Annotated in this window: 17 protein-coding genes; 11 read left to right on the top strand and 6 right to left on the bottom strand. The window is 65.8% G+C overall.

Translation table 11 applies throughout. From position 1 onward, the window contains the following. Positions 1-54: 54 nt before the first annotated feature. From H8F01_RS16435 to H8F01_RS16415, 5 genes are all read right to left on the bottom strand, one after another. Entirely contained in the window at positions 55-726 is a 672-nt protein-coding gene (locus H8F01_RS16435; RefSeq protein ID WP_187056137.1) for a glutathione S-transferase, read from the bottom strand. 1,527 nt (positions 727-2,253) lie between these two features. Beyond that, positions 2,254-2,850 carry a 2'-5' RNA ligase family protein gene (locus H8F01_RS16430; protein WP_187056136.1) on the bottom strand — a complete coding sequence of 199 codons (597 nt, stop codon included), beginning with the start codon at positions 2,848-2,850 and terminating at the stop codon, positions 2,254-2,256. 15 nt (positions 2,851-2,865) lie between these two features. Then, the gene (locus H8F01_RS16425) at positions 2,866-6,333 is read right to left on the bottom strand and encodes a methylmalonyl-CoA mutase family protein (protein ID WP_187056135.1); all 3,468 of its coding nucleotides are present in this window, start codon (positions 6,331-6,333) and stop codon (positions 2,866-2,868) included. A 361-nt stretch (positions 6,334-6,694) separates the two neighbouring features. Continuing rightward, the gene (locus H8F01_RS16420; RefSeq protein ID WP_187056134.1) at positions 6,695-7,633 is read right to left on the bottom strand and encodes an alpha/beta fold hydrolase; all 939 of its coding nucleotides are present in this window, start codon (positions 7,631-7,633) and stop codon (positions 6,695-6,697) included. Next, positions 7,630-8,253 carry a TetR/AcrR family transcriptional regulator gene (locus tag H8F01_RS16415; RefSeq protein ID WP_187056133.1) on the bottom strand — a complete coding sequence of 208 codons (624 nt, stop codon included), beginning with the start codon at positions 8,251-8,253 and terminating at the stop codon, positions 7,630-7,632. Before H8F01_RS16415 ends, H8F01_RS16420 begins: the two co-directional genes overlap by 4 nt. 178 nt (positions 8,254-8,431) lie before the next feature. Here H8F01_RS16415 and H8F01_RS16410 point away from each other — a divergent pair, with 178 nt between their 5' ends. Together H8F01_RS16410 and H8F01_RS16405 are read left to right on the top strand one after the other, a co-directional pair. Then, entirely contained in the window at positions 8,432-8,758 is a 327-nt protein-coding gene (locus tag H8F01_RS16410; RefSeq protein WP_187056132.1) for a YXWGXW repeat-containing protein, read from the top strand. Between the two features lie 217 nt (positions 8,759-8,975). Continuing rightward, a complete protein-coding gene (locus tag H8F01_RS16405; RefSeq protein ID WP_187056131.1) occupies positions 8,976-9,335 on the top strand; it encodes a YXWGXW repeat-containing protein in 360 nt (119 codons plus the stop codon). 52 nt (positions 9,336-9,387) lie between these two features. Here the strand turns inward: H8F01_RS16405 and H8F01_RS16400 are convergent, their stop codons facing one another. Continuing rightward, complete coding sequence (locus H8F01_RS16400) at positions 9,388-10,125, bottom strand: AraC family transcriptional regulator (RefSeq protein WP_187056130.1); 738 nt, start codon at positions 10,123-10,125, stop codon at positions 9,388-9,390. Positions 10,126-10,272: 147 nt separating this feature from the next. On the opposite strand from H8F01_RS16400, the gene H8F01_RS16395 reads away from it, so the two are divergent. The 9 genes from H8F01_RS16395 (at position 10,273) to H8F01_RS16355 (ending at position 20,908) form a co-directional block, all read left to right on the top strand. Then, positions 10,273-11,214, top strand: coding sequence for a proline racemase family protein (locus H8F01_RS16395; protein WP_187056129.1), 942 nt, complete (start codon positions 10,273-10,275; stop codon positions 11,212-11,214). Continuing rightward, a complete protein-coding gene (locus tag H8F01_RS16390; protein ID WP_187056128.1) occupies positions 11,211-12,323 on the top strand; it encodes an NAD(P)/FAD-dependent oxidoreductase in 1,113 nt (370 codons plus the stop codon). Before H8F01_RS16395 ends, H8F01_RS16390 begins: the two co-directional genes overlap by 4 nt. After that, positions 12,320-12,565 (top strand): 2Fe-2S iron-sulfur cluster-binding protein, encoded by a 246-nt coding sequence (locus tag H8F01_RS16385; RefSeq protein WP_187056127.1) that lies wholly within the window; start codon positions 12,320-12,322, stop codon positions 12,563-12,565. The genes H8F01_RS16390 and H8F01_RS16385 overlap by 4 nt, the downstream gene beginning before the upstream one ends. Then, entirely contained in the window at positions 12,558-13,844 is a 1,287-nt protein-coding gene (locus H8F01_RS16380) for an NAD(P)/FAD-dependent oxidoreductase (RefSeq protein ID WP_187056126.1), read from the top strand. Before H8F01_RS16385 ends, H8F01_RS16380 begins: the two co-directional genes overlap by 8 nt. Positions 13,845-13,846: 2 nt before the next feature. Beyond that, positions 13,847-14,752 (top strand): dihydrodipicolinate synthase family protein, encoded by a 906-nt coding sequence (locus tag H8F01_RS16375; RefSeq protein WP_187056125.1) that lies wholly within the window; start codon positions 13,847-13,849, stop codon positions 14,750-14,752. Position 14,753: 1 nt separating this feature from the next. Further along, entirely contained in the window at positions 14,754-16,346 is a 1,593-nt protein-coding gene (locus H8F01_RS16370) for an aldehyde dehydrogenase family protein (RefSeq protein ID WP_187056124.1), read from the top strand. After that, a complete protein-coding gene (locus H8F01_RS16365; RefSeq protein WP_187056123.1) occupies positions 16,346-17,548 on the top strand; it encodes a M24 family metallopeptidase in 1,203 nt (400 codons plus the stop codon). Before H8F01_RS16370 ends, H8F01_RS16365 begins: the two co-directional genes overlap by 1 nt. Before the next feature lie 119 nt (positions 17,549-17,667). Next, the gene (locus tag H8F01_RS16360) at positions 17,668-19,422 is read left to right on the top strand and encodes a DUF885 domain-containing protein (protein ID WP_187056122.1); all 1,755 of its coding nucleotides are present in this window, start codon (positions 17,668-17,670) and stop codon (positions 19,420-19,422) included. A gap of 73 nt (positions 19,423-19,495) precedes the next feature. Continuing rightward, positions 19,496-20,908 carry an amino acid permease gene (locus tag H8F01_RS16355; RefSeq protein WP_187056121.1) on the top strand — a complete coding sequence of 471 codons (1,413 nt, stop codon included), beginning with the start codon at positions 19,496-19,498 and terminating at the stop codon, positions 20,906-20,908. Positions 20,909-20,940: the final 32 nt, after the last annotated feature.

Raw genomic sequence — 20,940 nt, 5'->3', positions numbered from 1 at the left:
TGATTTCCCCGACGTCCGTCTCGCGTCTTGCGCGAATGCGTGACTGGTGCTGGATCAGCCCAGTGCACCGTAGGGGCCACCGCGCTCCAGCGCACGCTGGTAGGCGGGCCGCTGCTGGATGCGTTTCACGAACGCGGCGATGTTCGGCAGCTTGCCGGCCAGGCCACTGCGCGCCATGGCAGCTTCCAGCGGGAAACTCATCTGGATATCGGCCGCACTGAATTCGCTGCCGACAAACCAGCCCGTGGCGGCAAGCTCCTTGTCCACATAGCCCATGTGCAGTGCCAATTGCGGATCGACAAAGGTCGACTGCAGCGTGTTGGCGATCTTGCGCGCGATCGGCCTGGCGAAGAACGGCATGGGTGCCGTGGCGATGCGCGATGCCACCAACTTCAGCAGCAACGGCGGCATGGCCGAGCCTTCCGCGTAATGCAGCCAATAGGTGAACCGCAACCGCTCGGGCATGCCCGGCAGCGGCGCCAGGCGCCCGGTGTCGTAGTGATCCACCAGGTACTCCACGATGGCCCCCGACTCCGCCACCACCACACCGTCGTCCTCGATCACCGGCGACTTGCCCAACGGGTGGATCTCCCGCAATGCCGGCGGCGCCAGCAACGTGCGCGGATCACGCTGGTACTTGCGGATCTCGTACGGAACTTCCAGCTCCTCCAGCAGCCAGAGCACGCGCTGGGAGCGGGAGTGGTTGAGGTGGTGGACGGTGAGCATGGTGTCGGGTCGCTGGATGAAGCGGTGAGGCTAGCATGGGTGGTGTGGCTGCACGCGGCAGGCGTGGCCGGGCGCCTTGGTTATTGCGAACTGGCTCGCCTGTTGGGAGTGTATCCACCTTTCTCCCTCGGCCCGACGGGGAGAGGGTTTGGGTGAGCTCCGAAGAGGGGGTAGAGGTCGGGGGCTCGCTTTACCGTTTCATTCTTTAGCCGTCATCCCAGTGAAGGCTGGAGGCGCTTTTCAACTGCCGAAGGGCGGGTCATCCAGTGCCGTCGCTCTCGGCACTTGCTCTCGGCACTTGCTCTCGGCACTTGCTCTCGGCACTTGCTCTCGGCACTTGCTCTCGGCATTTGCTCTCGGCCTTCGGTCTCGCGCACTACCGCTAGACGGCCGCTTACGCCGCGGAGGCGTTTCGACCTTCTGCCGAAGGCCGAGTCACTTTTCTTTGCTGGCCCAAAGAAAAGTAACCCAAAGAAATGGCCTTAAAGGCTGGCAGCATGCCGATGGGATAAGCCCGAACGGCTGAGGAACGTTGCTGCGTGGCAACCTCCGCCTCTACACAGCGGGTACTTCCAAGCGCTTCGCAACGCGCCCAAGCGCAGAGGACTTAACGCGGGGCGTCGTGCCGCTTTGCGGCACCTCCTTCCTTGCCACTCGGGTGTTCACGTTAAACATCACCTGTCGCCCGTCCTCTCCCGTCCGGGAGAGGACTGGGGTGAGCACTGAGGGGAGAGCGGCCTGGGCCTGGTATCAGCGCGAGAGCCCCCTGTAGGAGCGCACTTGTGCGCGATCGCAGCGCCATGTCGATTCCGCTCCGTCAGGTGGTCGCGCACAAGGTGCGCTCCTACAGACAAGCCCGTGCCGGATACGGCGTCACAGCGAAAGACTCCATGTGCAGTGGCACGAGTCGCGAACAGGGTTCGCTCCCACCGGCAAGATAAGGTGGCGCGCGATAGGCCACCGCGCATACTTCACACGGTGCGAGACACCCCCTGTAGGAGCGCACCTTGTGCGCGACCGCAGCGTTCTGTCGATACCGCTCCGTCAGGTGGTCGCGCACAGGGTGCGCTCCGACAGACAAGCTAAACCGGTACGCCATACGCCGTCGCACCATGCGACGCGATGTGCAGCGCAGCTGCACGAGCCGTCTGCTTTTGACCTTCCCGACCCCTTGAGCGGCGGTGAGGGGCGGACGAGAAGGCCCGCAGGGGGATCGGCAAGGAGGCCGATCCCTTTTCGACAGGACAGGGATGTCCTGTCGAAAAGCCCGGCCGACCCTCACGGACTGGCCGGCTTCACCGGCCAGCGCCGCGATGGGGTGCCTTTCTCTTTGGTTACTTTCTCTTGGGCACGCAAGAGAAAGTGACCCGGCCTCCGGCAGGAGGTCGGAACGCCCGCCGCGTAGGCGGCCAAATTGCGAAACCGCTAGAGCCCGAAGGCGAAGAGCAAAGTCACTGGACCCCTGCCCACGCAGGGGTGACGGCTAAAGTAGGAGGCAGTGAGGCATGCCGCCAAACACGACACCCCTCACGCCGCCGCGCGCAACGACCACCGCCCAATCACATCATGCCGACTCTTCCCCACATGGCTGCGGATCAGCACGAACTCATCCACGTGCCAGTCAATCGGCTCGCCCGAACTCGCCGGCGGCTCGAAGTCACTGGCGTAGTACAGGGTGACATGCGGCGACAAGGCGCCCTTGTCCCACCCGAAGCCGTGCCGGAACAGTGCCTCGCCGATGGCATCCTTCAAGGTCTGCACACGCTCGGTGGTTTCCGCATCGCTGCGCAGCACCAGGCAGGACTGGTCGAAGCCTCCGGTGAACTTCTCATACCCGTGCAGGCGCAGACCGAACGCCGATGCGGTCACGTCGTCGCCCGCCCGCTTGAGCGACTCCTCGAAGGGTGCCCGCAGTCGCTTCAATGATTTCGGCGTGCAAAGCGTGAGATGCAGCCGGTGATCCGCAACCGGCGAGGGGCGCCTGGACTGCACCGCGTGAACGGCATCTGCGCGCCTCTCGCCAATCTCCTGCAAAGGCTGTCCCTCGGGCCTCAGCGCGAAGAAGTACTCGCAGTCCGGCTCCAACCCTTCGTCACCCGACCAGCCAAACAGATCACCCGCCATCGTGTCCTGCCCTTCTTACATGTTGCGGCGATATTCGCCGCCCACGTCGTAAAGGGCGTGGCTGATCTGGCCCAGCGAGTTGTACTTCACGGCTTCCATCAGCTGCTCGAACACATTCCTGCGGTCGCGTGCGGTGTTCTGCAGGGTCGTCAGGCTTTCCGGCGCCAGGCCGTTGCGGGCCTTGCCAAAGGCCAGCACGTTCTCGATCTGCTGGCCCTTCTCGCCTTCGGTGGAACGAATGAGTTCGATCTCCGTGGCTATCTCGCCGCCGTGGTCCTTGGGCAGGAAGGTGTTCACGCCGATCAGCGGGAGGCTGCCGTCGTGCTTCTTCTGCTCGTAGTACATCGACTCTTCCTGGATCTTGCCGCGCTGGTACATGGTGTCCATTGCGCCGAGCACGCCACCGCGCTCGCTGATCGCCTCGAACTCCTTGTACACGGCCTCTTCGACGATGTCGGTAAGCGCATCGACGATGTAGCTGCCCTGCCAGGGGTTCTCGTTGAAGTTGAGGCCCAGCTCCTTGTTGATGATCATCTGGATGGCCACCGCGCGGCGCACGCTTTCCTCGGTCGGCGTGGTGATGGCTTCATCGTAAGCGTTGGTGTGCAGGCTGTTGCAGTTGTCGAACAGCGCGTACAGCGCCTGCAGCGTGGTGCGGATGTCGTTGAACTGGATTTCCTGCGCGTGCAGCGAACGGCCCGAGGTCTGGATGTGGTACTTCATCATCTGGCTGCGGGCGCTGGCACCGTAGCGCTCGCGCATGGCGCGGGCCCAGATGCGGCGGGCCACGCGGCCAATCACGGTGTATTCCGGATCCATGCCGTTGGAGAAGAAGAACGACAGGTTCGGCGCGAAGTCGTCGATGTTCATGCCTCGGGCGAGGTAGTACTCGACGATGGTGAAGCCATTGCTGAGCGTGAAGGCAAGCTGGCTGATCGGGTTCGCGCCGGCCTCGGCGATGTGATAGCCGGAGATGGACACCGAGTAGAAGTTGCGCACCTTGTGGTCGACGAAGTACTGCTGGATGTCGCCCATCATGCGCAGCGCGAACTCGGTGGAGAAGATGCAGGTGTTCTGCGCCTGGTCTTCCTTCAGGATGTCCGCCTGCACGGTGCCGCGCACGGTCTGCAGGGTTTCTTCCTTGATGCGCGCATAGGTGTCGGCATCCACCAACTGGTCGCCGGTAACCCCGAGCAGGCCAAGGCCAAGGCCTTCGTTGCCCTTGGGGAGATCGCCCGAATACTGCGGACGGCCGTTCGGGAACATCACGGCGAGCTTCTTCTCTGCTGCGGCCCAGCGTGCCGGATCTTCCTTCAGGTGCTTCTCGATGTTCTGGTCGATCGCGGTGTTCATGAACATCGCGAGGATGATCGGCGCGGGACCGTTGATGGTCATCGACACAGAGCTGGTCGGCGCACTGAGATCGAAGCCGGAGTACAGCTTCTTCATGTCGTCCAGCGTGGCAATGTTCACGCCGGAGTTGCCGATCTTGCCGTAGATGTCCGGACGCGGCGCCGGATCTTCGCCGTACAGCGTCACCGAGTCGAATGCGGTGGACAGGCGCGTGGCCGCCCCGCCCTGGCTCAGGTAATGGAAGCGGCGATTGGTGCGCTCGGGCGTACCCTCGCCCGCGAACATGCGGGTGGGATCCTCGCCGGTGCGGCGGTACGGGTACACGCCACCGGTATACGGGTAGTGACCGGGCAGGTTCTCGCGCTGCAGGAAGCGCAGCAGGTCGCCCCAGTCCTTGGTCTTGGGCGGCGCCACCTTCGGAATCTTTTGATGGCTGAGCGATTCGCGGTAGTTGTCCACGCGGATCACCTTGTCGCGCACCTTGTACTCGTTGACCTCCTCGGTCACCGACTTGTAGCGCTTGGGCCAGTCATGCAGCAGGTGGATCGCTTCGTGGCTGAGTTCCTTGATGGCTGCGTTGTAGCGCTGGCGCAGGGTCAGCAAAGTGCGGTCGGCGCCTTCTTCATGCAGCGCTTCGGACTCGTAACGGGCCAGTTCGCGCGGCAGGTGGGTATCGCCAAGGTCCTTCAGCGACTCGTAGTAATGCTGCGCCTTGCTGGCGAATTCGGCTTCGCGCTCGATTTCCTTGTTGATGCCACGGCCCTGCTCGGCGATCTCCGCCAGGTAGCGCACGCGTGCACCCGGAATGAGCACGGTGGCGCGCGGCTCCTTCAGGGTGGTGTCGAGGCTGGGCGACCACTTGTCGGCCGGCAGGCCAAGCTTGTCGCGCAGCAGGCGGCACAGGTTGGTGAACATCCAGGTCACGCCCGGATCGTTGAACTGGCTGGCGATGGTGGGATACACCGGCACCTGCTCGTCGGTGAGCGTGAAGGCGGTGCGGTTGCGCTTCCACTGCTTGCGCACGTCGCGCAGCGCATCTTCGGCGCCGCGCTTGTCGAACTTGTTGAGCACGACCAGTTCCGCGAAATCCAGCATGTCGATCTTTTCGAGCTGGCTGGCCGCGCCGTAGTCGCTGGTCATGACGTAGGTGGGAAAATCCACCAGGTCGACGATTTCCGAATCGCTCTGGCCGATGCCGGCGGTTTCGACGATGACGAGGTCGTACGGCTGCGCCTTGAGGAAATCGATGCAGTCACGCAGCACCGCGCTGGTGGCGGCGTGCTGGCGACGTGTGGCCATGGAGCGCATGTACACGCGATGGCTGCGCAGGGAGTTCATGCGAATGCGGTCGCCCAGCAACGCGCCGCCACTGCGGCGACGGGTCGGGTCAACGGCGAGCACGGCAATGCGCATCTCCGGGAAGGCATGCAGGAAGCGCAGCAGCAATTCATCCACCACCGAAGACTTGCCCGCGCCGCCCGTACCGGTGACGCCCAACACCGGCGTCTGCTTGCCGGCCATCTTCCACTGCTTGCGCAGGTGGTCGAGCTCGGCTTCCGGCAGTTCGCCTTCTTCAATGGCGGAGAGCACGTGGCCCACGGCGATCTCGTTGGCGATATCCACCATCGGCGTGATGGCGGACGACGTCTCTTCCTTCGCGCGCTTCACGGCGGCAGTACGCGTGCGCAGCATCACGTCCTCGATCATCTCGGTGAGGCCGAGCTTCATGCCGTCATTGGGGTGATAGATGCGCTCGACGCCGTAAGCCTGCAGCTCACGGATTTCCTCCGGCGTAATGGTGCCGCCGCCACCACCGAACACGCGGATGTGCGCGGCGTTGTGCTCCTTGAGCATGTCGACCATGTACTTGAAGTACTCGACATGGCCGCCCTGGTAGGACGACAGCGCGATGGCATCGGCGTCTTCCTGCAGCGCGGCACGCACCACGTCCTCCACCGAACGGTTGTGCCCGAGGTGGATCACCTCCGCGCCCTGCGACTGGATGATGCGACGCATGATGTTGATGGCGGCATCGTGGCCATCGAACAGGCTGGCGGCGGTGACGAAACGCAACGGGCGGGTTTCCGCCTGGGCGGAGCTGGCGGAAACGTGCTGGGCGGGGGAACTCATGGGGACTCCGGGGACTGCGGTGCGTCGGACTCCGGATTTTAGTGGATGGTTACGTTTGGAACATGTTGCGGCGCGGTGGCGGACTGATTTTATTGCCGAAACGTGCGCCGGGGTATTGGCCAGCCAGAGCACGAGCACGCCTGTAGGAGCGCACTTGGGCGCGACCTCGGCATGACGGCGTCATCGTTCCGTCAGGTTGTCGCGCACAGCGTTCGCTCCCACCGGTGGGAGCTTCCGGCATGCCCATTTGTTGCGCCCCCCCTGAGGGCGAGCGAAGAGTCGCGAGGCGCCGCTTTGCCGGGCTGTCGCGCACAAGTGCGCTCCTACAGAACTTGGGGCCCGATGGGTCGCCTGCTGTCGCTCAGCTGTCCCCAAACGGCAGATTGGGCGACGAGACGACGCGTTCGCCGACCTCCTCGCCGCGCAGGAAGGCCAGCGACACCTCGATCACCTCCGGGGCGTCCAGCACCTTGTGGTGCCCGAGCCCTTGAGTGGTGTGAAGCCGCGCGCCATGCCAGTGGCGCGTGTAGCGCTCACCTTCGGCCCAGGGCACGTCGTGGTCGTCCATGTCATGGACGATCAGTGCCGGCTGGCCCAGCGCCGGCAGGTGGCGATGCACCTGCAGGTCGTGGATGTTGATGCCGGTCATGGCCTCCAGACTGGCGTGCATGCGGCCGGTCAGGTGCCCGCCCAGCCGCACGAAACGGGTAAAGCGCTGCGTGGCGGCCACCGGATCGGCAGCGGGGGCAATAAGGATGAGCTTCTTCGAATGCCACGCCTCGCCCTGCGCCAGCGCCGCGGCCGCGCCGCCCAGCGAATGGGCGATGGTGAGTTCGGCATCGCCGAAGTGGCGGCCTACGTCGCGCACGGTCTCGATGAAGTCCGGCAGCGTGCAGTGCTGCCCGCCGCTGAGGCCATGGCCTGGCTGGTCGAAGGCCACCAGCGCGTAGCCCATCTCACGCAAGGGCTGTACCCAGGGCTGGTAGCGCAGGCCGAAGCTGGACCAGCCGTGCACGAGCAACACGTAAGGCTGCTTCGTCGGATCACCCCAGGTATAGGTGGCGATGCGCTGGCCGTTGACCGTCAGCTCGCCGCGTTGCATGTCGGCATCGGGCCGCGCCGCCTGCGCACGCTTGCGGCTGCTGGAGAACGGCGTGATGAAGATACGCACCGCGCGCTTCACCGCACGGGCGGGGGCGATGCGGCTGCCCACGGCGAAACCGGCGCGAACCGCGCCGAGCGTGATGACACCGGGACCACGGCGATGGGTTTTGGCGGCAGGGCGGGCTTGGCGGGTCATGGCGCAGTCCTCCGCTCCGGCTGCGGGCTGTAACTGGTGATCAGGCGTTCGAAGGCGGCCAGCGTGTGTTGGCGTGCGTCGTCAAAACCGAACAGGGCCGCGTCGTGGTGCAGGCCCAGCATGAGGGCGTAGATCTCGAAGGCGAGCTGCGCGGGGTCGGTATCCGTGCCCAGCTCTCCGTTCTGCACGGCGTGTTCGATGGCGCGACACATCTCCTGTCGCCATCCAGCCTGTTGCCGGGTGACCTGGTCATGCAACGGGCCTTCGCGGCCGTCGTACTCGCTCGCGGCGGTGAGCAACACGCAGCCGCTCTGGTACTCGCGTCCCCACTCCACCCAGTTCGCCACGATGGCGCGCACGCGCGGTAACCCGCGCGGCAATTTCAGCGCCGGCCACTTCACCTGGGTCAGGAAACGCAGCTGCCCCGCTTCCAGCACAGCGAGCTGCAGCTCTTCGCGCGAACCGAAATGGGCGAACACGCCGCTCTTGGACATGCCCACGTCCTGCGCCAGCGAACCGATGGAGAGCCCTTCCAGGCCCTCGCGGCGAGCCAATGCATAGGCGTGTTCCAGGATGAGTTCGCGCGTGGCCGCGCGCTTGCCGTGGGGGATTGCGTTCATGCCCCGAAAATAGCACGACCGTTCGTTCTTTTGTCGTGATGAAAACTGAACAGCTGAATGTCGTCAGCCTCCACAAACCTGAACAAGCCAGGCAACCACCGTCAACACGTCAGGGAAATCCGGCGTTCCCCGCCATGAAGCCGCACGGTGCGGCCGATCGATGAAAGGAGACGACATCATGCTCAGCACGACCCGCAGACTGGCCTTGCTCGCCGCACTGGGTATCGCCAGCGCCGGCGCCATGACCTACGCCCCCGATGCCGCCGCCGGCGTATCCGTGTCGGTGGCCGTGGGTGTCGCTCCCCCGCCGCCGCGTGTTGAAGAGGTTCCGCCCCCGCGCGCCGGTTACGTCTGGTCGCCGGGCTACTGGCGCTGGGATGGTCGCCAGCATCTGTGGGTGACCGGTTCCTGGGTGCGCGTCCGGCCGGGTTACGTCTATCGCCCCGGCCACTGGGAGCACGCCCGCGATGGCTGGCGCTGGCATGACAACAGCTGGGGTCACTGATGCCGTAGCTCCTTGCGGCTACCGCGGAGGCACCCCGGATCTCGTCGAGCCCCGTCAGCCACATAGCCACGAAAGCCATCCAAGGCCGACCACAAAGTCATCGTAAATACTTGCAATAAAAGAAAAAACTGACTGCTCGCAAGAAAGGTGACCCACAGCCTTACGCGGCATCGTCCGCTTCCAGCAATCACCCAACCTTCACAAAGGCCATCCATCTATGTCGATTCGTTTCGTCGCACTGACCGCCCTGACCCTGCTGGCCAGCGGCTGCGTCGTGGAGCAACCCGCGCCCCACCCCCATCCGCGTCCCGTCGTGGTCGAGCAGCCGGTGGTGCAGCGTGAATATGTGGAAGTGGTAGCTCCGCAGCCGCCGCCGACCGTGCTGGTCGAAGAAGAGCCGCCGCATCGCCCGGGCTACGTTTGGGCTCGCGGTTACTGGCACTGGAACGGCCACCAGTACATCGCCATGCACGGCCACTGGGAAGCCGAGCGTCCGGGCTACCACTACGTGCACCCGCACTACGTGCAGCACAACGACGGCTGGCATCTCAACGTCGGCGTGTGGGTGCAGGGCTGATCCCCTCCCCTGGCACCACCCAGAAGAGCCCCGCGCATGCGGGGCTTTTTTGTCAGGACACCAGTTCGGGTTCGGGCGCCCGGTGGTTGCCGGATGAGGCCACCACGGCGCGGTAGTCGCGCGGCGTCATGCCTACCGTGGCCTTGAACTGGCGGGCGAACGCGCTCTGATCGGCAAAGCCGCAGGCCAGGCCAATCGACGCGATGCTGTCGCCACCGTGCAACCGACGCATGGCCTCTTCGATGCGCAGCTTGGTCTGCAGCTGCTGCGGCGTCAGCTGGAACACCTTGCGGAAATGACGCTCCAATTGCGCCACGGAAAGGTCGGCGAGTTCAGCCAGGTGCGCCACGCGCACGCCTTCGGCGAAATGCTCCTGCAGATGGGCCAGCACGCGACGCAGGCGTGCATAAGTGGGATGCCGCCCGTCTGGACGGCCAAGATCGCGTGAAATGCCGACGATACCGCGCACGTCGCCACGTTGCCGCAGTGGCCGCTTGCAGGTGAGGCACCAGCCCGTGACGCGGTTGGCGAACATGTGTACTTCGAGCTGGTTTTCGATCACTTCGCCGTCGAGTACACGCTGATCCTGCGTGGCATACGAACCAGCCAGCGCCTTCGGGAACAATTCGGTAACGTCGCGACCGATCACATCGCTGCGGTGCTTCAAACCCAGCCGCCTCACCAGCGTGAGATTGGCGTGTGTATAGCGACCCTGCGCGTCCTTCACGAAGAACACGACGTCGGGTACGGCGTCGAATAGCGCTTCCAGTTCGTCGGCGGAAATCTTCATCTCGATGGGAACCCTCCAACCCGCGCCGGGCCTTGCTGCGACTGCAGCATAAGGCAATCACGTGAATTTCCATTGTGCCGAATTCCGCATCGCCCGGGGTCAAGCTTTTCTAGACCCACCTGGGGGAGCGGCGCGAGCATAAGCTCCATGCATACCATAGACGTGATCGACTCTCATACCGGTGGCGAACCGACTCGCGTCGTGATCGCCGGCTTCCCTGACCTGGGCAACGGTTCGTTGATGGAACAGCGCGAGCGCTTCCGTCGCGACTTCGACAAGTGGCGCAGCGCCATTGCCTGCGAGCCGCGCGGATCAAGCACGGTGGTGGGTGCGCTGCTGCTTCCGCCGCAGACAGAAGGCGCGTGCGCCAGCGTGATCTACTTCAACAACGTGTCGTATCTGGGCATGTGCGGCCACGGCACCATCGGCCTGGTGCGCACGCTGCAGCACATGGGACGCATCGGCCCCGGCAAGCACCGCATCGACACGCCGGTAGGCACGGTGGGTGCGGAATTGCACGAGGATGGCCGCGTCACCATCGACAACGTGGAAAGCTATCGCCACGCCACCAATGTCAGCGTGGACGTGCCCGGTTACGGCACCGTCACCGGCGACATTGCCTGGGGCGGCAACTGGTTCTTCATCACGCATGACACGCCGCTGCCGGTGGAGATCCAGCATCAGCGCGCGCTCACCACCTACACCGAAGCCGTGCGCCACGCGCTGGAGGCCAACGGCATCACCGGCGATCAAGGCGGCGAGATCGATCACATCGAGGTCAACACGAAGTCGCCGGTTGCCGGACTGGACGGCCGGAACTTCGTGTTGTGCCCCGGTCTTGCCTATGACCGCTCGCCCTGCGGAACCGGCACCAGCGCCAAGCTGGCCTGCCTCGCCGCCGACGGCACGCTGGCGCCGGGCGCGGTGTGGATGCAGGAAAGCATTCTGGGCAGCGTATTCGAAGGCCGCTACACGCACGGCACGCGCGGCGTGCGCCCGCAGATCACCGGCACCGCCTTCGTGGTGGCCCGCAGCACGCTGATGTTCGATGAAGCCGATGCCTTTACGTGGGGTAGCGGCGCGGAATGAACGGCAACGCCACCACCTTCGACCTGATCGTCATCGGCGCCGGCATCATCGGTGCCAGTTGCGCCGATGCCGCCAGCGCCGAAGGCATGCGCGTGGCCATCGTGGAGCCGGGCCCCATCGGGGGCGGTGCCACGGCGGCGGCGATGGGACATCTGGTGGCGATGGACGACGATCCGGCCGAACTTGCGCTGGCGCGCTACTCGCTTGGCCAGTGGGAGGCGTTTTCCGATCTCAAGGAAGCCGAGTTCAGTCGCTGCGGCACGCTGTGGGTGGCGCGCAACGACCGCGAACTCGCCGCTGCTGGCGAACGTGTCGCGCGCTTGAAGGCGGCCGGCATCGAAGCGCACCCGCTCGATGCGCAGGCGCTCTACGAACAGGAGCCCGCCCTGGTGGCGGGCCTGGCCGGCGGCATGCTGGTGCCGCGCGAAGCCGTGGTGTATCCGCCGCGCGTGGCGAACGTCCTGATGCAACGTGCGCAGGCGCGCGGTGCGCGACTTTACGCGGGCCTTCGTGCGCAGTCGCTTGAGCGCGGCGGCGTGCGACTGGATGACGACACGCGACTCTCGGGCCCCGTACTGGTCGCCACCGGCTGTGCCCTGCCCGCCTTGCTGCCGATGCTGCCGATGCGTGCACGCAAGGGGCATCTGGTCATCACCGACCGCTATCCGGATCTGATCCGCCACCAGCTGCTGGAACTGGGTTATGCCGACAGCGCCCATGGCGATGCGGACAGCAGCGTGGCGTTCAACGTGCAACCGCGGCCCACGGGGCAGATCCTGATTGGCTCATCGCGCGAATTCCACGCCAACGATGCCACCGTGTCGCCCGCGATGGTGCAACGCATGCTGGAGCGCAGTTTCAGCTTCGTGCCGCGACTGCGTGAACTGCAGGCACTGCGCATCTGGACCGGTTTTCGCCCCACCACGCCCGATGGTCGGCCCTACCTCGGTGCCGTACCCGGTGGCATCGACCAGTGGGTGGCGGCGGGCCACGAGGGCCTGGGTGTCACCACGGCACTGGGCAGCGCAAAACTGATGATCGACCTGATTCACGGACGTCAGCCGGCGATTGATCCGGCGCCGTATTCGCCCTCGAGGATGGCCGCATGAGCGCGCGGATTCGACTCACCGTGAATGGTCAACCGGTAGACGTGCCCGCGGGTGCGAGCGTCGCCGCGGCAGTGGCGCACCAGACCCTGCACTTCCGTCGTTCCGTGCGTGAAACCATGCGCGCGCCGCTGTGTGGCATGGGTGTGTGCTTTGAGTGCCGCGTGACGGTGGATGGCGTTGCCCATGTGCGTGCATGCATGACACCGGTCAGCGAAGGCATGCAGGTGATGACCGATGCGTGAGCATTACGACGTTCTGGTCATCGGCGCTGGCCCGGCAGGGCTTGCGGCTGCGCAGACCGCCGCATCGCACGGTGCGCGCGTGGGCCTGCTCGACGCACAGCCACGCCCCGGCGGACAGGTGTGGCGACACGATGTGCAGCATCCCGCGCCGCGCGCTGCACAGCAAGCTATCGACGGCCTGCAGGGCGTGGACGTGCTGGCGCGTCACAGCGTGATCGCCACTGAAGGAACGGCGCTTCGCGTGGAGCATCCCGCGGGCTCCGCCCTGCTTTCATACGGCTCGCTGGTGCTCGCCACCGGCGCACGCGAACTGTTGCTGCCCTTCCCCGGCTGGACCCTGCCTGGCGTCACCGGTGCCGGTGGCCTGCAGGCGCTGACCAAGCAAGGCTGGCCAGTGAAGGGCAAGCGTGTGGTCATCGGCGGCAGCGGTCCCTTGCTGCTCGCAGCCGCCGATACGCTGCGCAAGCACGGCGCGCGCGTCGTGGGCATTCACGAACAAGCGCCCTCGTCCTCGGTGATGGCCTTTGCGCGACAACTCCGGCACTGGCCCGCACGCGCCTGGCAGGCAGCCGGCCTGCGCCTGCGACTCGCCGGCGTGCCGTATCGCTTCGGTTCGTTCGTGCGCAAGGCCCATGGCGACGTCTCGTTGCAGGGCGTGGAGATCGACACGCCGCATGGCATGGAGTCCGTGGAGTGCGACCTGCTCGCCGTGGGCTATGGGCTGGTGCCCAATACCGAGCTGGCGCAGTTGCTCGGTTGTGCGCTGGATGACAGCCACACGCATGCATGCGTGAAAGTCGATGCCTTGCTGCGCACCAGCGTGGCGCAGGTTTACGCCGCCGGTGAAGCCGGCGGCATCGGCGGACTGGCGGTGGCGCGCATCGAAGGCGCCATGGCGGGCCATATGGCTACGGGCCACACCACCGCCGCCAACGCACTGCGACCGCAACGCGACAGCGAACGGCGCTTCGGTGCCTTGCTCGCGCAGCACTTCGCGCTCGATCCGCGCCTGCACCAACTCGCCAACGTACTCACCACGGTGTGCCGCTGCGAGGACGTCCGCTTGGGGGAGCTCGCCGGCTTTACCGATGCACGTGCCGCCAAGCTCGCCACGCGCTGCGGCATGGGCGCCTGCCAGGGCCGCATCTGCGGCACCGCATTGGCCGAACTGGGCCGTTTTCCCCGCAGTGGCGGTCGCCCGCCCCTCTTTCCTGCCCGACTGGCCACGCTGGCCGGGCTTGCCACCCTTCCTTCTGACGACGCATACCGAGGTAGCTGACCATGAGCAACGCATCCATCTGGCACGGCGTGATTCCCGCCATCACCACCCCGTTCACCGCCGATGGCCAGGTCGATCACGACTTCCTCGCCAAGCACGCGCGCACGATGATCGACAGCGGCTGCAAGGGCATTGTCCCGCTCGGCTCGCTGGGCGAAGCGGCCACGCTCACCTTCGATGAAAAGCTGGCCATCATCCGCACGCTGGTCAAGGCCCTCGACGGTCGCGCACCGGTGATCCCGGGCATTGCCGCGCTCTCCACCGACGAGGCCGTTCGCCTCGCACGCGAAGCCAAGGCGTTGGGCGCATCAGGCCTGATGGTGCTGCCGCCGTACGTGTACTCCACCGACTGGCGTGAAATGGGTGCGCACCTGCGTGCCGTGATCGCGGCCACCGACCTGCCGTGCATGCTCTACAACAATCCCATTGCCTACAAGACCGACTTCTCGCCGGAACAGATCGCCGAACTGGCCAACGAATTCCCCAACGTGCAGGCGGTGAAGGAATCCTCCGGCGACGTGCGCCGCTTCGCCGCGCTGCGTTCGCTGCTGGGCAATCGCCTGGTATTGCTGGTGGGCATGGACGACGCCATCGTCGAAGGCGTGGCCATGGGCGCCAAGGGCTGGATCGCCGGCCTGGTGAATGCCTACCCGAAGGAGTCGGTGAAGCTGTTCGAACTGGCGCGTGATGGCGGCGCCGATGCAGCCGCCGAACTCTATGCCTGGTTCCTGCCGCTGCTGCGCCTGGATACGGTGCCCAAGTTCGTGCAGCTCATCAAGCTGGTGCAGGAAAAGGTCGGCCTTGGCAGCGAACGCGTTCGCGCGCCGCGACTGGTCATGCACGGCGCCGAACGCGATGCCGCGATGCGCGTGATCGATCACGCCATGGCCAACGCACCGGTGCTCTGACATGAATACGCAACCGCTGCTTGTCGACGGCGACTGGCGCCTGCCCCTCGAACTGATTGGTGCCTTCCGCGCCGAGAACCCCACCACCGGGGAACCGATCGGGCCGGCTTACCCGCTCTGCGGCGCAGCGGACGTGGAGGCGGCGCTGCGCGCCGCCGTCGCGGTGGCCGATGAACTGGCCGCCACGCCGGCGGAACGCATCGCCGATTTCCTTGAAGCCTACGCCGCCGCCATCGAAGCCGATGCGGAGGCGCTGGTCGAACTTGCGCATATGGAAACTGCGTTGCCGAAACATCCACGGCTCGCCGCCGTGGAGCTGCCGCGCGCCACCAACCAGTTGCGCCTGGCTGCAAAAGCCGTGCGCAGCCATGCGTGGACCCAACCGGTGATCGACACCGCCGCCGGCATTCGCGCACACCGCGCGCCCCTGTCCAAGCCGGTGCTGGTGTTCGGGCCAAACAACTTCCCGTTCGCCTTCAATGCCATCGCGGGCAGCGATTTCGCTTCTGCCATCGCGGCGCGCAATCCGGTAATCGCCAAGGCGCACCCGTCGCATCCGGCCACCAGCGAAAGGTTGGCGCGATCGGCCTTTGCGGCGCTCAAGCAGTCGGGGCTGCCGGCAGCCACCGTGCAGATGCTCTATCACTTCGACTACACCGTCGGTGCGCGGCTTGCCGGCGACGCACGACTGGGTGCCATCGGTTTCACCGGCAGCCGCGCCGGCGGCCTGGCACTGAAGGCCGCCGCCGATGCCGCGGGTATCCCGGCCTATGTGGAACTGTCGAGCGTGAATCCGGTGTTCCTGTTGCCGGGCGCTCTCGCCGAACGCGGCACGGCGCTGGCGCAGGAATTCTTCGCCTCGTGCACCATGGGCAGTGGCCAGTTCTGCACCAACCCTGGCGTGGTGATCGTGCCGCACGGCGATGCCGGCGATGCCTTTGTTGCCGAAGCCACAGCGCACTTCGCCGCGGCGGCACCCGGCGTATTGTTCTCGCGTGGCGTGCTGGATCACCTGCAACAGGGCGTGGCTACGCTGCGCGACGCGGGTGCCGCGTTGCTCGCCGGTGGCAAGGCCGGCGACCCTGGCTACCGCTATGCACCCACACTACTCAGCGTGGATGCCGAACAGTTCCTGCGCGAACCCTCTCGCCTGCAGACCGAGGCTTTCGGCCCCGTGAGCCTGCTGGTGCGTGTGCGTGACGTGTCCCAGATGGCCGACGTGGCGCGGGCTTTCGAGGGCAACCTCACCGGCACGCTCTACAGCGCGCACGACGGTGCCGACGATGTGGCATGGACCACCGTGGCGCAGGCATTGCGCCCGCGCGTGGGCCGCCTGATCGGCAACCGCATGCCCACCGGCGTGGCGGTAAGCCCGGCCATGAACCATGGCGGCCCTTACCCCAGCACCGGCCACCCCGGCTTCACCGCCGTGGGCATGCCGGCCGCCATCACGCGATTCACCGCACTGCATTGCTACGACAACGTGCCGGAGCATGAACTTCCGGCGGAATTGCGCGACAACAACCCCGGCGGCGTGGCTCGCCTGGTGGATGGCGTGTGGCGCACGGACGATCTCGGCCCGAAGGAGGCCTGATGGCAGCACAGATCGGCGGACTCGACCCTGCACAGGCGCGCGCATCGCTCGCGCCATGGCACGACACCGCCGCGCCCATCGGCGCGGACGAATACCAGCAGCGGCTCGACCATGCCCGCGCCCTGCTGCGTGAGCACGGCACCGATGCACTGCTGATCACGGCCGGCACCTCGTTGCGCTACTTCACCGGCGTGCCGTGGGGCGCCAGCGAACGGCTGGTGGGCATGCTGCTGACGGCGCGTGGCGCGCCCATCATCATCTGTCCTGCGTTCGAAGCCGGCTCGCTGGAACGTGTGCTGCTGATTCCCGCCGACGTGCGCCTGTGGGAAGAGCACGAAGATCCCCAGCAACTCGTGGCCGATGCGCTGCGCGAGCGCGGTGCCGGCAGCCTCGCGCTCGATCCGGCCGCACCGTACGTGGTGGCCGAGCGGCTGCGCGCCGTGCTCGGCGGAACGTCGCTGGACGACGCCAGTGCCATCGTCGACGGCTGCCGCATGTGCAAGTCGCCGGCGGAACTGGCATTGATGAAGCAGGCCACGGCGATGACGCTGCAGGTGCACCGTCTCGCTGCAGGACTGATGCGCGAAGGCATCAGTCGCGGCGAACTCGTCCGCTTCATCGACGAGGCCCATCGCGCCATGGGTGCGGACAACGGCTCGACCTTCTGCATCGTGCAGTTCGGCCAGGCCACCGCCTATCCGCACGGCGTGCCGGGTGAGCAGTACCTGCAACCCGACGAACTGGTGCTGATCGATACCGGCTGCACCGTGCAGGGCTATCACTCCGATATCACCCGCACCTACATATTCGGCCGCCCCAGCGCCGAACAGGCGCGCATCTGGGAGCTGGAACAGGCCGCGCAACGTGCCGCGTTCGAGGCCATCCGTCCCGGCGTGAGCTGTGAAACCGTGGACGCTGCTGCGCGCCGCGTGGTGGAAAAGGCAGGACTGGGGCCGGACTACCAGTTGCCGGGCATTCCGCATCGCACCGGGCATGGTTGCGGCATGAGCATCCACGAGGCGCCTTACCTCGTGCGCGGCGACCGCACGCCACTGCAACCGGGCATGTGTGCCAGCAACGAGCCGATGATCGTGGTGCCCGACCGCTTCGGCGTGCGGCTGGAGGATCACTTCTACGTCACCGAAAACGGTGCCGCGTGGTTCACCCCACCGTCGCTCGCCATCGACCAACCCTTCGCATGATTTCACCCCTCCCCTGTAGGAGCGCCCTGGGGCGCGACCGCAAGCCGGCAGCGTCACCGCCAGGCTGGCTTGTCGCGCACACGTGCGCTCCTACAAAGGGTTACTCCTAGGACAGCGACATGAAGCCACTCCTCCTCGCCCTCGCCTGCACGCTCAGCCTCGCCGCCGCTCTTCCATCTCACGCGGCCGACGATGCCACCACCCGCTTCCACGCGATCTACACCAAGGAGTGGGCCTGGCGACAAGCGCAGTTCAAGGGCGAGGATGACGAGGACAACCACGCTTCCTCGCTCGCCGACCACCTGCCCAAGGTGGATGCCGCCACCCAGTCCATGCGCGAACACTACTGGGCCGATGTGCTCAAGCAGCTGGATGCCATCTCGCCGCAGGACCTGCATGGCGACGATCCGGCCAACTACGCCGTGTATCGCAACCAGATCCAGACCCTGCTGGCCGACCAGCACTTCCATACCTGGGAAATGCCGTTCAACAGCGACACTGCGTTCTGGACCAACCTGGGTTTCACCGCACGCCGCACCTTGCGCACGGCTGATGACTACCGCCACTACATTGCCCAGCTCAAGGACATTCCGCGCTACTTCAACGAACAGACCGTGAACATGCGTGCCGGTCTGGCGCGGGGTTTCAGCGTGCCTCGCGTGACCCTCACCGGTCGGGACCTGTCCATTGCCGACGTCGTGAATGCCAAGGGCGACGACAACCTGTTCTACACCCCGTTCCGCAAGATGCCCGCGACCATTCCCGCTGACGTGCAGGCGCAGTTGCGCCAGCAGGGACGCGATGCCATCGCGCAGTCGGTGATCCCCGCCTATACCACCCTGCTGGATTTCATTCGCAACACCTACATGAAGCAGGCGCGCACCACGTTGGCCGCCGATGCCATGCCCGATGGCAAGGCCTTCTATCAGTCACAGATCCGCGAATTCACCACGCTGGACATGACGCCCGACGCCATCCACGAGCTGGGCCTGAAGGAAGTGGCGCGCATCCGCAAGGAGATGGACCAGACCATCCAGGACAGCGGCTTCAAGGGCAGCTTCCCCGAGTTTCTGCACTACCTGCGCACTGACCCGAAGTTCTACCCCAAGACCCCGGATGAGCTGTTGAAGGACGCTGCATGGATCGCCAAACGCGTGGACGGCAAGGTCGGCAACTACATCGGCAGACTTCCGCGCCAACGCTTCGCCATCGAGCCAGTACCGGCGGACCTGGCGCCGTTCTACACCGGTGGCCGCGGCGGCCCGGGCGTTTACCTGGTCAACACCTATGACCTGCCGTCGCGCCCGCTGTATTCGCTCACCGCGCTGACCCTGCATGAATCCGCGCCGGGCCATGCCTTCCAGATGCCGCTGGCCGCCGAACACGAAGGCTTGCCGGACTTCCGTCGCTACACCTATATCTCTGCCTATGGCGAAGGCTGGGCGCTCTATTGCGAGCGACTGGGTGTGGAGATGGACATGTACGACACCCCGTACGATCGCTTCGGTTACCTGAGTTACCAGATGTGGCGCGCCGCCCGTCTGGTGGTGGACACCGGCCTGCACCACAAGGGCTGGACGCGCGAACAGGCGCAGGCCTTCATGCGCGACAACACGGCGCTCAGCGAGCACGAAATCGAAACCGAGGTGGATCGCTACATCGCCTGGCCGGGGCAGGCGTTGTCGTATTACCTCGGCGAACTGGCCATCGTGGATGCGCGTGCCAGAGCGGAGAAAGCACTGGGCGAACGCTTTGACCTGCGTGCCTTCCATGACACGGTACTGTCGCTGGGTTCGGTGCCGCTGCCGGTGCTGCAGCAAGAAGTCGACAAGTTCATCGCTGACGGCGGCAAGTCACCTTACGCCACGAAGTAAACGTACCGACTCACACAGGTTCGCCCTGCCCGGCGCCCTGACAACCAGAACATGCTTTCCCGGGGGAGAACCGATGAGCCTGATCAACGACATGCTGCGGCGAAAGCCGGTGGAGACCTTGCAGGGCGACGCCGCCAGAGGCGGCAGCGGACTGCGCCGCGTGCTGGGGCTGTGGCAACTGACGGCCATCGGCCTGGGCGGCATCATCGGCGTGGGCATCTTCGTGCTGACCGGCACGGTGGCGGCCACGCAGGCAGGGCCGGCCGTGCTGCTGTCCTTCATCATCGCGGGCATCGCGAGCGCGGCGGCGGCCCTGTGCTACGCGGAATTCGCCGGCCTGATTCCCGTCACCGGCAGCGCCTACACCTACGGTTACGCCGTGCTCGGCGAGTTCGCCGGCTGGATCATCGGCTGGGACCTGCTGCTGGAATATGCGCTGATCGCCGCCGTAGTCGCGGTAGGCTGGTCGGGCTATATGCAGGCCTTGCTGGATGCCGCCGGCATTCCGCTACCGGTGTGGGCGCGCGGCGCGTGGGGTAGCGCACCGGGTTGCGTGGTGAACCTTCCGGCGGTGGCCATTTCGGTATTGATTACCGCCCTGCTCGCCATCCGCATGGAATGGGGTGCGCGTTTCAACACGCTGATCGTCGGCATCAAGATCGCCGGTGCGGCACTGATCGTCATTGCCGGCGCGGCCTATGTGAAACCGGAGCGCTGGCATCCCTTCATGCCGTTCGGCATGCATGGCGTGGTGACCGGTGCCGCCGTGGTGTTCTTCGCGGTGTTCGGTTACGACATGCTCACCACCGCCGCCGAGGAATCGCGCAACCCGCAGCGCGACCTGCCGCGTGCGGTGCTGCTGTCGCTGGGCATCGCGATGATCCTGTACATCGCCATCTGCCTGGTGCTCACCGGCATCGTGCCGTACACCACGCTGGACAACGCCGCCCCTGTCGCCAATGCGTTCCTGCGCATCGGCCTGCCGTGGGCCATGATCGTGATCTCGCTGGCCTCGGTATGCGGCATCACCAGCGTCATATTCGCCAACCTGCTCGCCGGCGCACGCATCGGCTTCAGCCTGGGCCGCGATGGCCTGCTGCCGGGCTGGTTTGCCGCCGTGCACCCGCGCTGGCGCACGCCGCATCGATCCACGTTCCTGCTCGGTGGCGTGACGGCCGTCGCGGCGGGCATGTTCCCGCTGGATGAGTTGGCCAAGCTGGTGAATATCGGCGTGCTAGGCGCCTTCATCATCATCTGTTCGGCGGTGGCCGTGCTGCGCTGGCGCCAGCCGGAACTGCACCGTCCCTTCCGCACGCCACTGGTGCCGCTGGTACCGCTGATCGGCGTGGGCTTCTCGTGCTGGCTGATCTGGGGCCTGCCGTGGATCACCTATGTGCGTTTCGGCATCTGGCTGGTGCTGGGCTGCGTGCTCTACATGAGTTATGGCCGACGCCACAGCCGCCTGGCCCTTGGCACCGCCGGATAACGACGCCGGCTATCGCGCCCTGCGCGCCACTT

The sequence above is a fragment of the Dyella telluris genome (genome assembly GCF_014297575.1).
In the GTDB taxonomy this organism is placed as follows: Bacteria; Pseudomonadota; Gammaproteobacteria; order Xanthomonadales; family Rhodanobacteraceae; genus Dyella; species Dyella telluris.
This window is presented reverse-complemented; position numbering and strand designations above follow the sequence as displayed.

Coding starts and splice junctions, on each gene's coding strand:
- H8F01_RS16435 (WP_187056137.1), bottom strand. CDS start 726: ATGCTCACCGTCCACCACCTCAACCACTCCCGCTCCCAGCGCGTGCTC.
- H8F01_RS16430 (WP_187056136.1), bottom strand. CDS start 2,850: ATGGCGGGTGATCTGTTTGGCTGGTCGGGTGACGAAGGGTTGGAGCCG.
- H8F01_RS16425 (WP_187056135.1), bottom strand. CDS start 6,333: ATGAGTTCCCCCGCCCAGCACGTTTCCGCCAGCTCCGCCCAGGCGGAA.
- H8F01_RS16420 (WP_187056134.1), bottom strand. CDS start 7,633: ATGACCCGCCAAGCCCGCCCTGCCGCCAAAACCCATCGCCGTGGTCCC.
- H8F01_RS16415 (WP_187056133.1), bottom strand. CDS start 8,253: ATGAACGCAATCCCCCACGGCAAGCGCGCGGCCACGCGCGAACTCATC.
- H8F01_RS16410 (WP_187056132.1), top strand. CDS start 8,432: ATGCTCAGCACGACCCGCAGACTGGCCTTGCTCGCCGCACTGGGTATC.
- H8F01_RS16405 (WP_187056131.1), top strand. CDS start 8,976: ATGTCGATTCGTTTCGTCGCACTGACCGCCCTGACCCTGCTGGCCAGC.
- H8F01_RS16400 (WP_187056130.1), bottom strand. CDS start 10,125: ATGAAGATTTCCGCCGACGAACTGGAAGCGCTATTCGACGCCGTACCC.
- H8F01_RS16395 (WP_187056129.1), top strand. CDS start 10,273: ATGCATACCATAGACGTGATCGACTCTCATACCGGTGGCGAACCGACT.
- H8F01_RS16390 (WP_187056128.1), top strand. CDS start 11,211: ATGAACGGCAACGCCACCACCTTCGACCTGATCGTCATCGGCGCCGGC.
- H8F01_RS16385 (WP_187056127.1), top strand. CDS start 12,320: ATGAGCGCGCGGATTCGACTCACCGTGAATGGTCAACCGGTAGACGTG.
- H8F01_RS16380 (WP_187056126.1), top strand. CDS start 12,558: ATGCGTGAGCATTACGACGTTCTGGTCATCGGCGCTGGCCCGGCAGGG.
- H8F01_RS16375 (WP_187056125.1), top strand. CDS start 13,847: ATGAGCAACGCATCCATCTGGCACGGCGTGATTCCCGCCATCACCACC.
- H8F01_RS16370 (WP_187056124.1), top strand. CDS start 14,754: ATGAATACGCAACCGCTGCTTGTCGACGGCGACTGGCGCCTGCCCCTC.
- H8F01_RS16365 (WP_187056123.1), top strand. CDS start 16,346: ATGGCAGCACAGATCGGCGGACTCGACCCTGCACAGGCGCGCGCATCG.
- H8F01_RS16360 (WP_187056122.1), top strand. CDS start 17,668: ATGAAGCCACTCCTCCTCGCCCTCGCCTGCACGCTCAGCCTCGCCGCC.
- H8F01_RS16355 (WP_187056121.1), top strand. CDS start 19,496: ATGAGCCTGATCAACGACATGCTGCGGCGAAAGCCGGTGGAGACCTTG.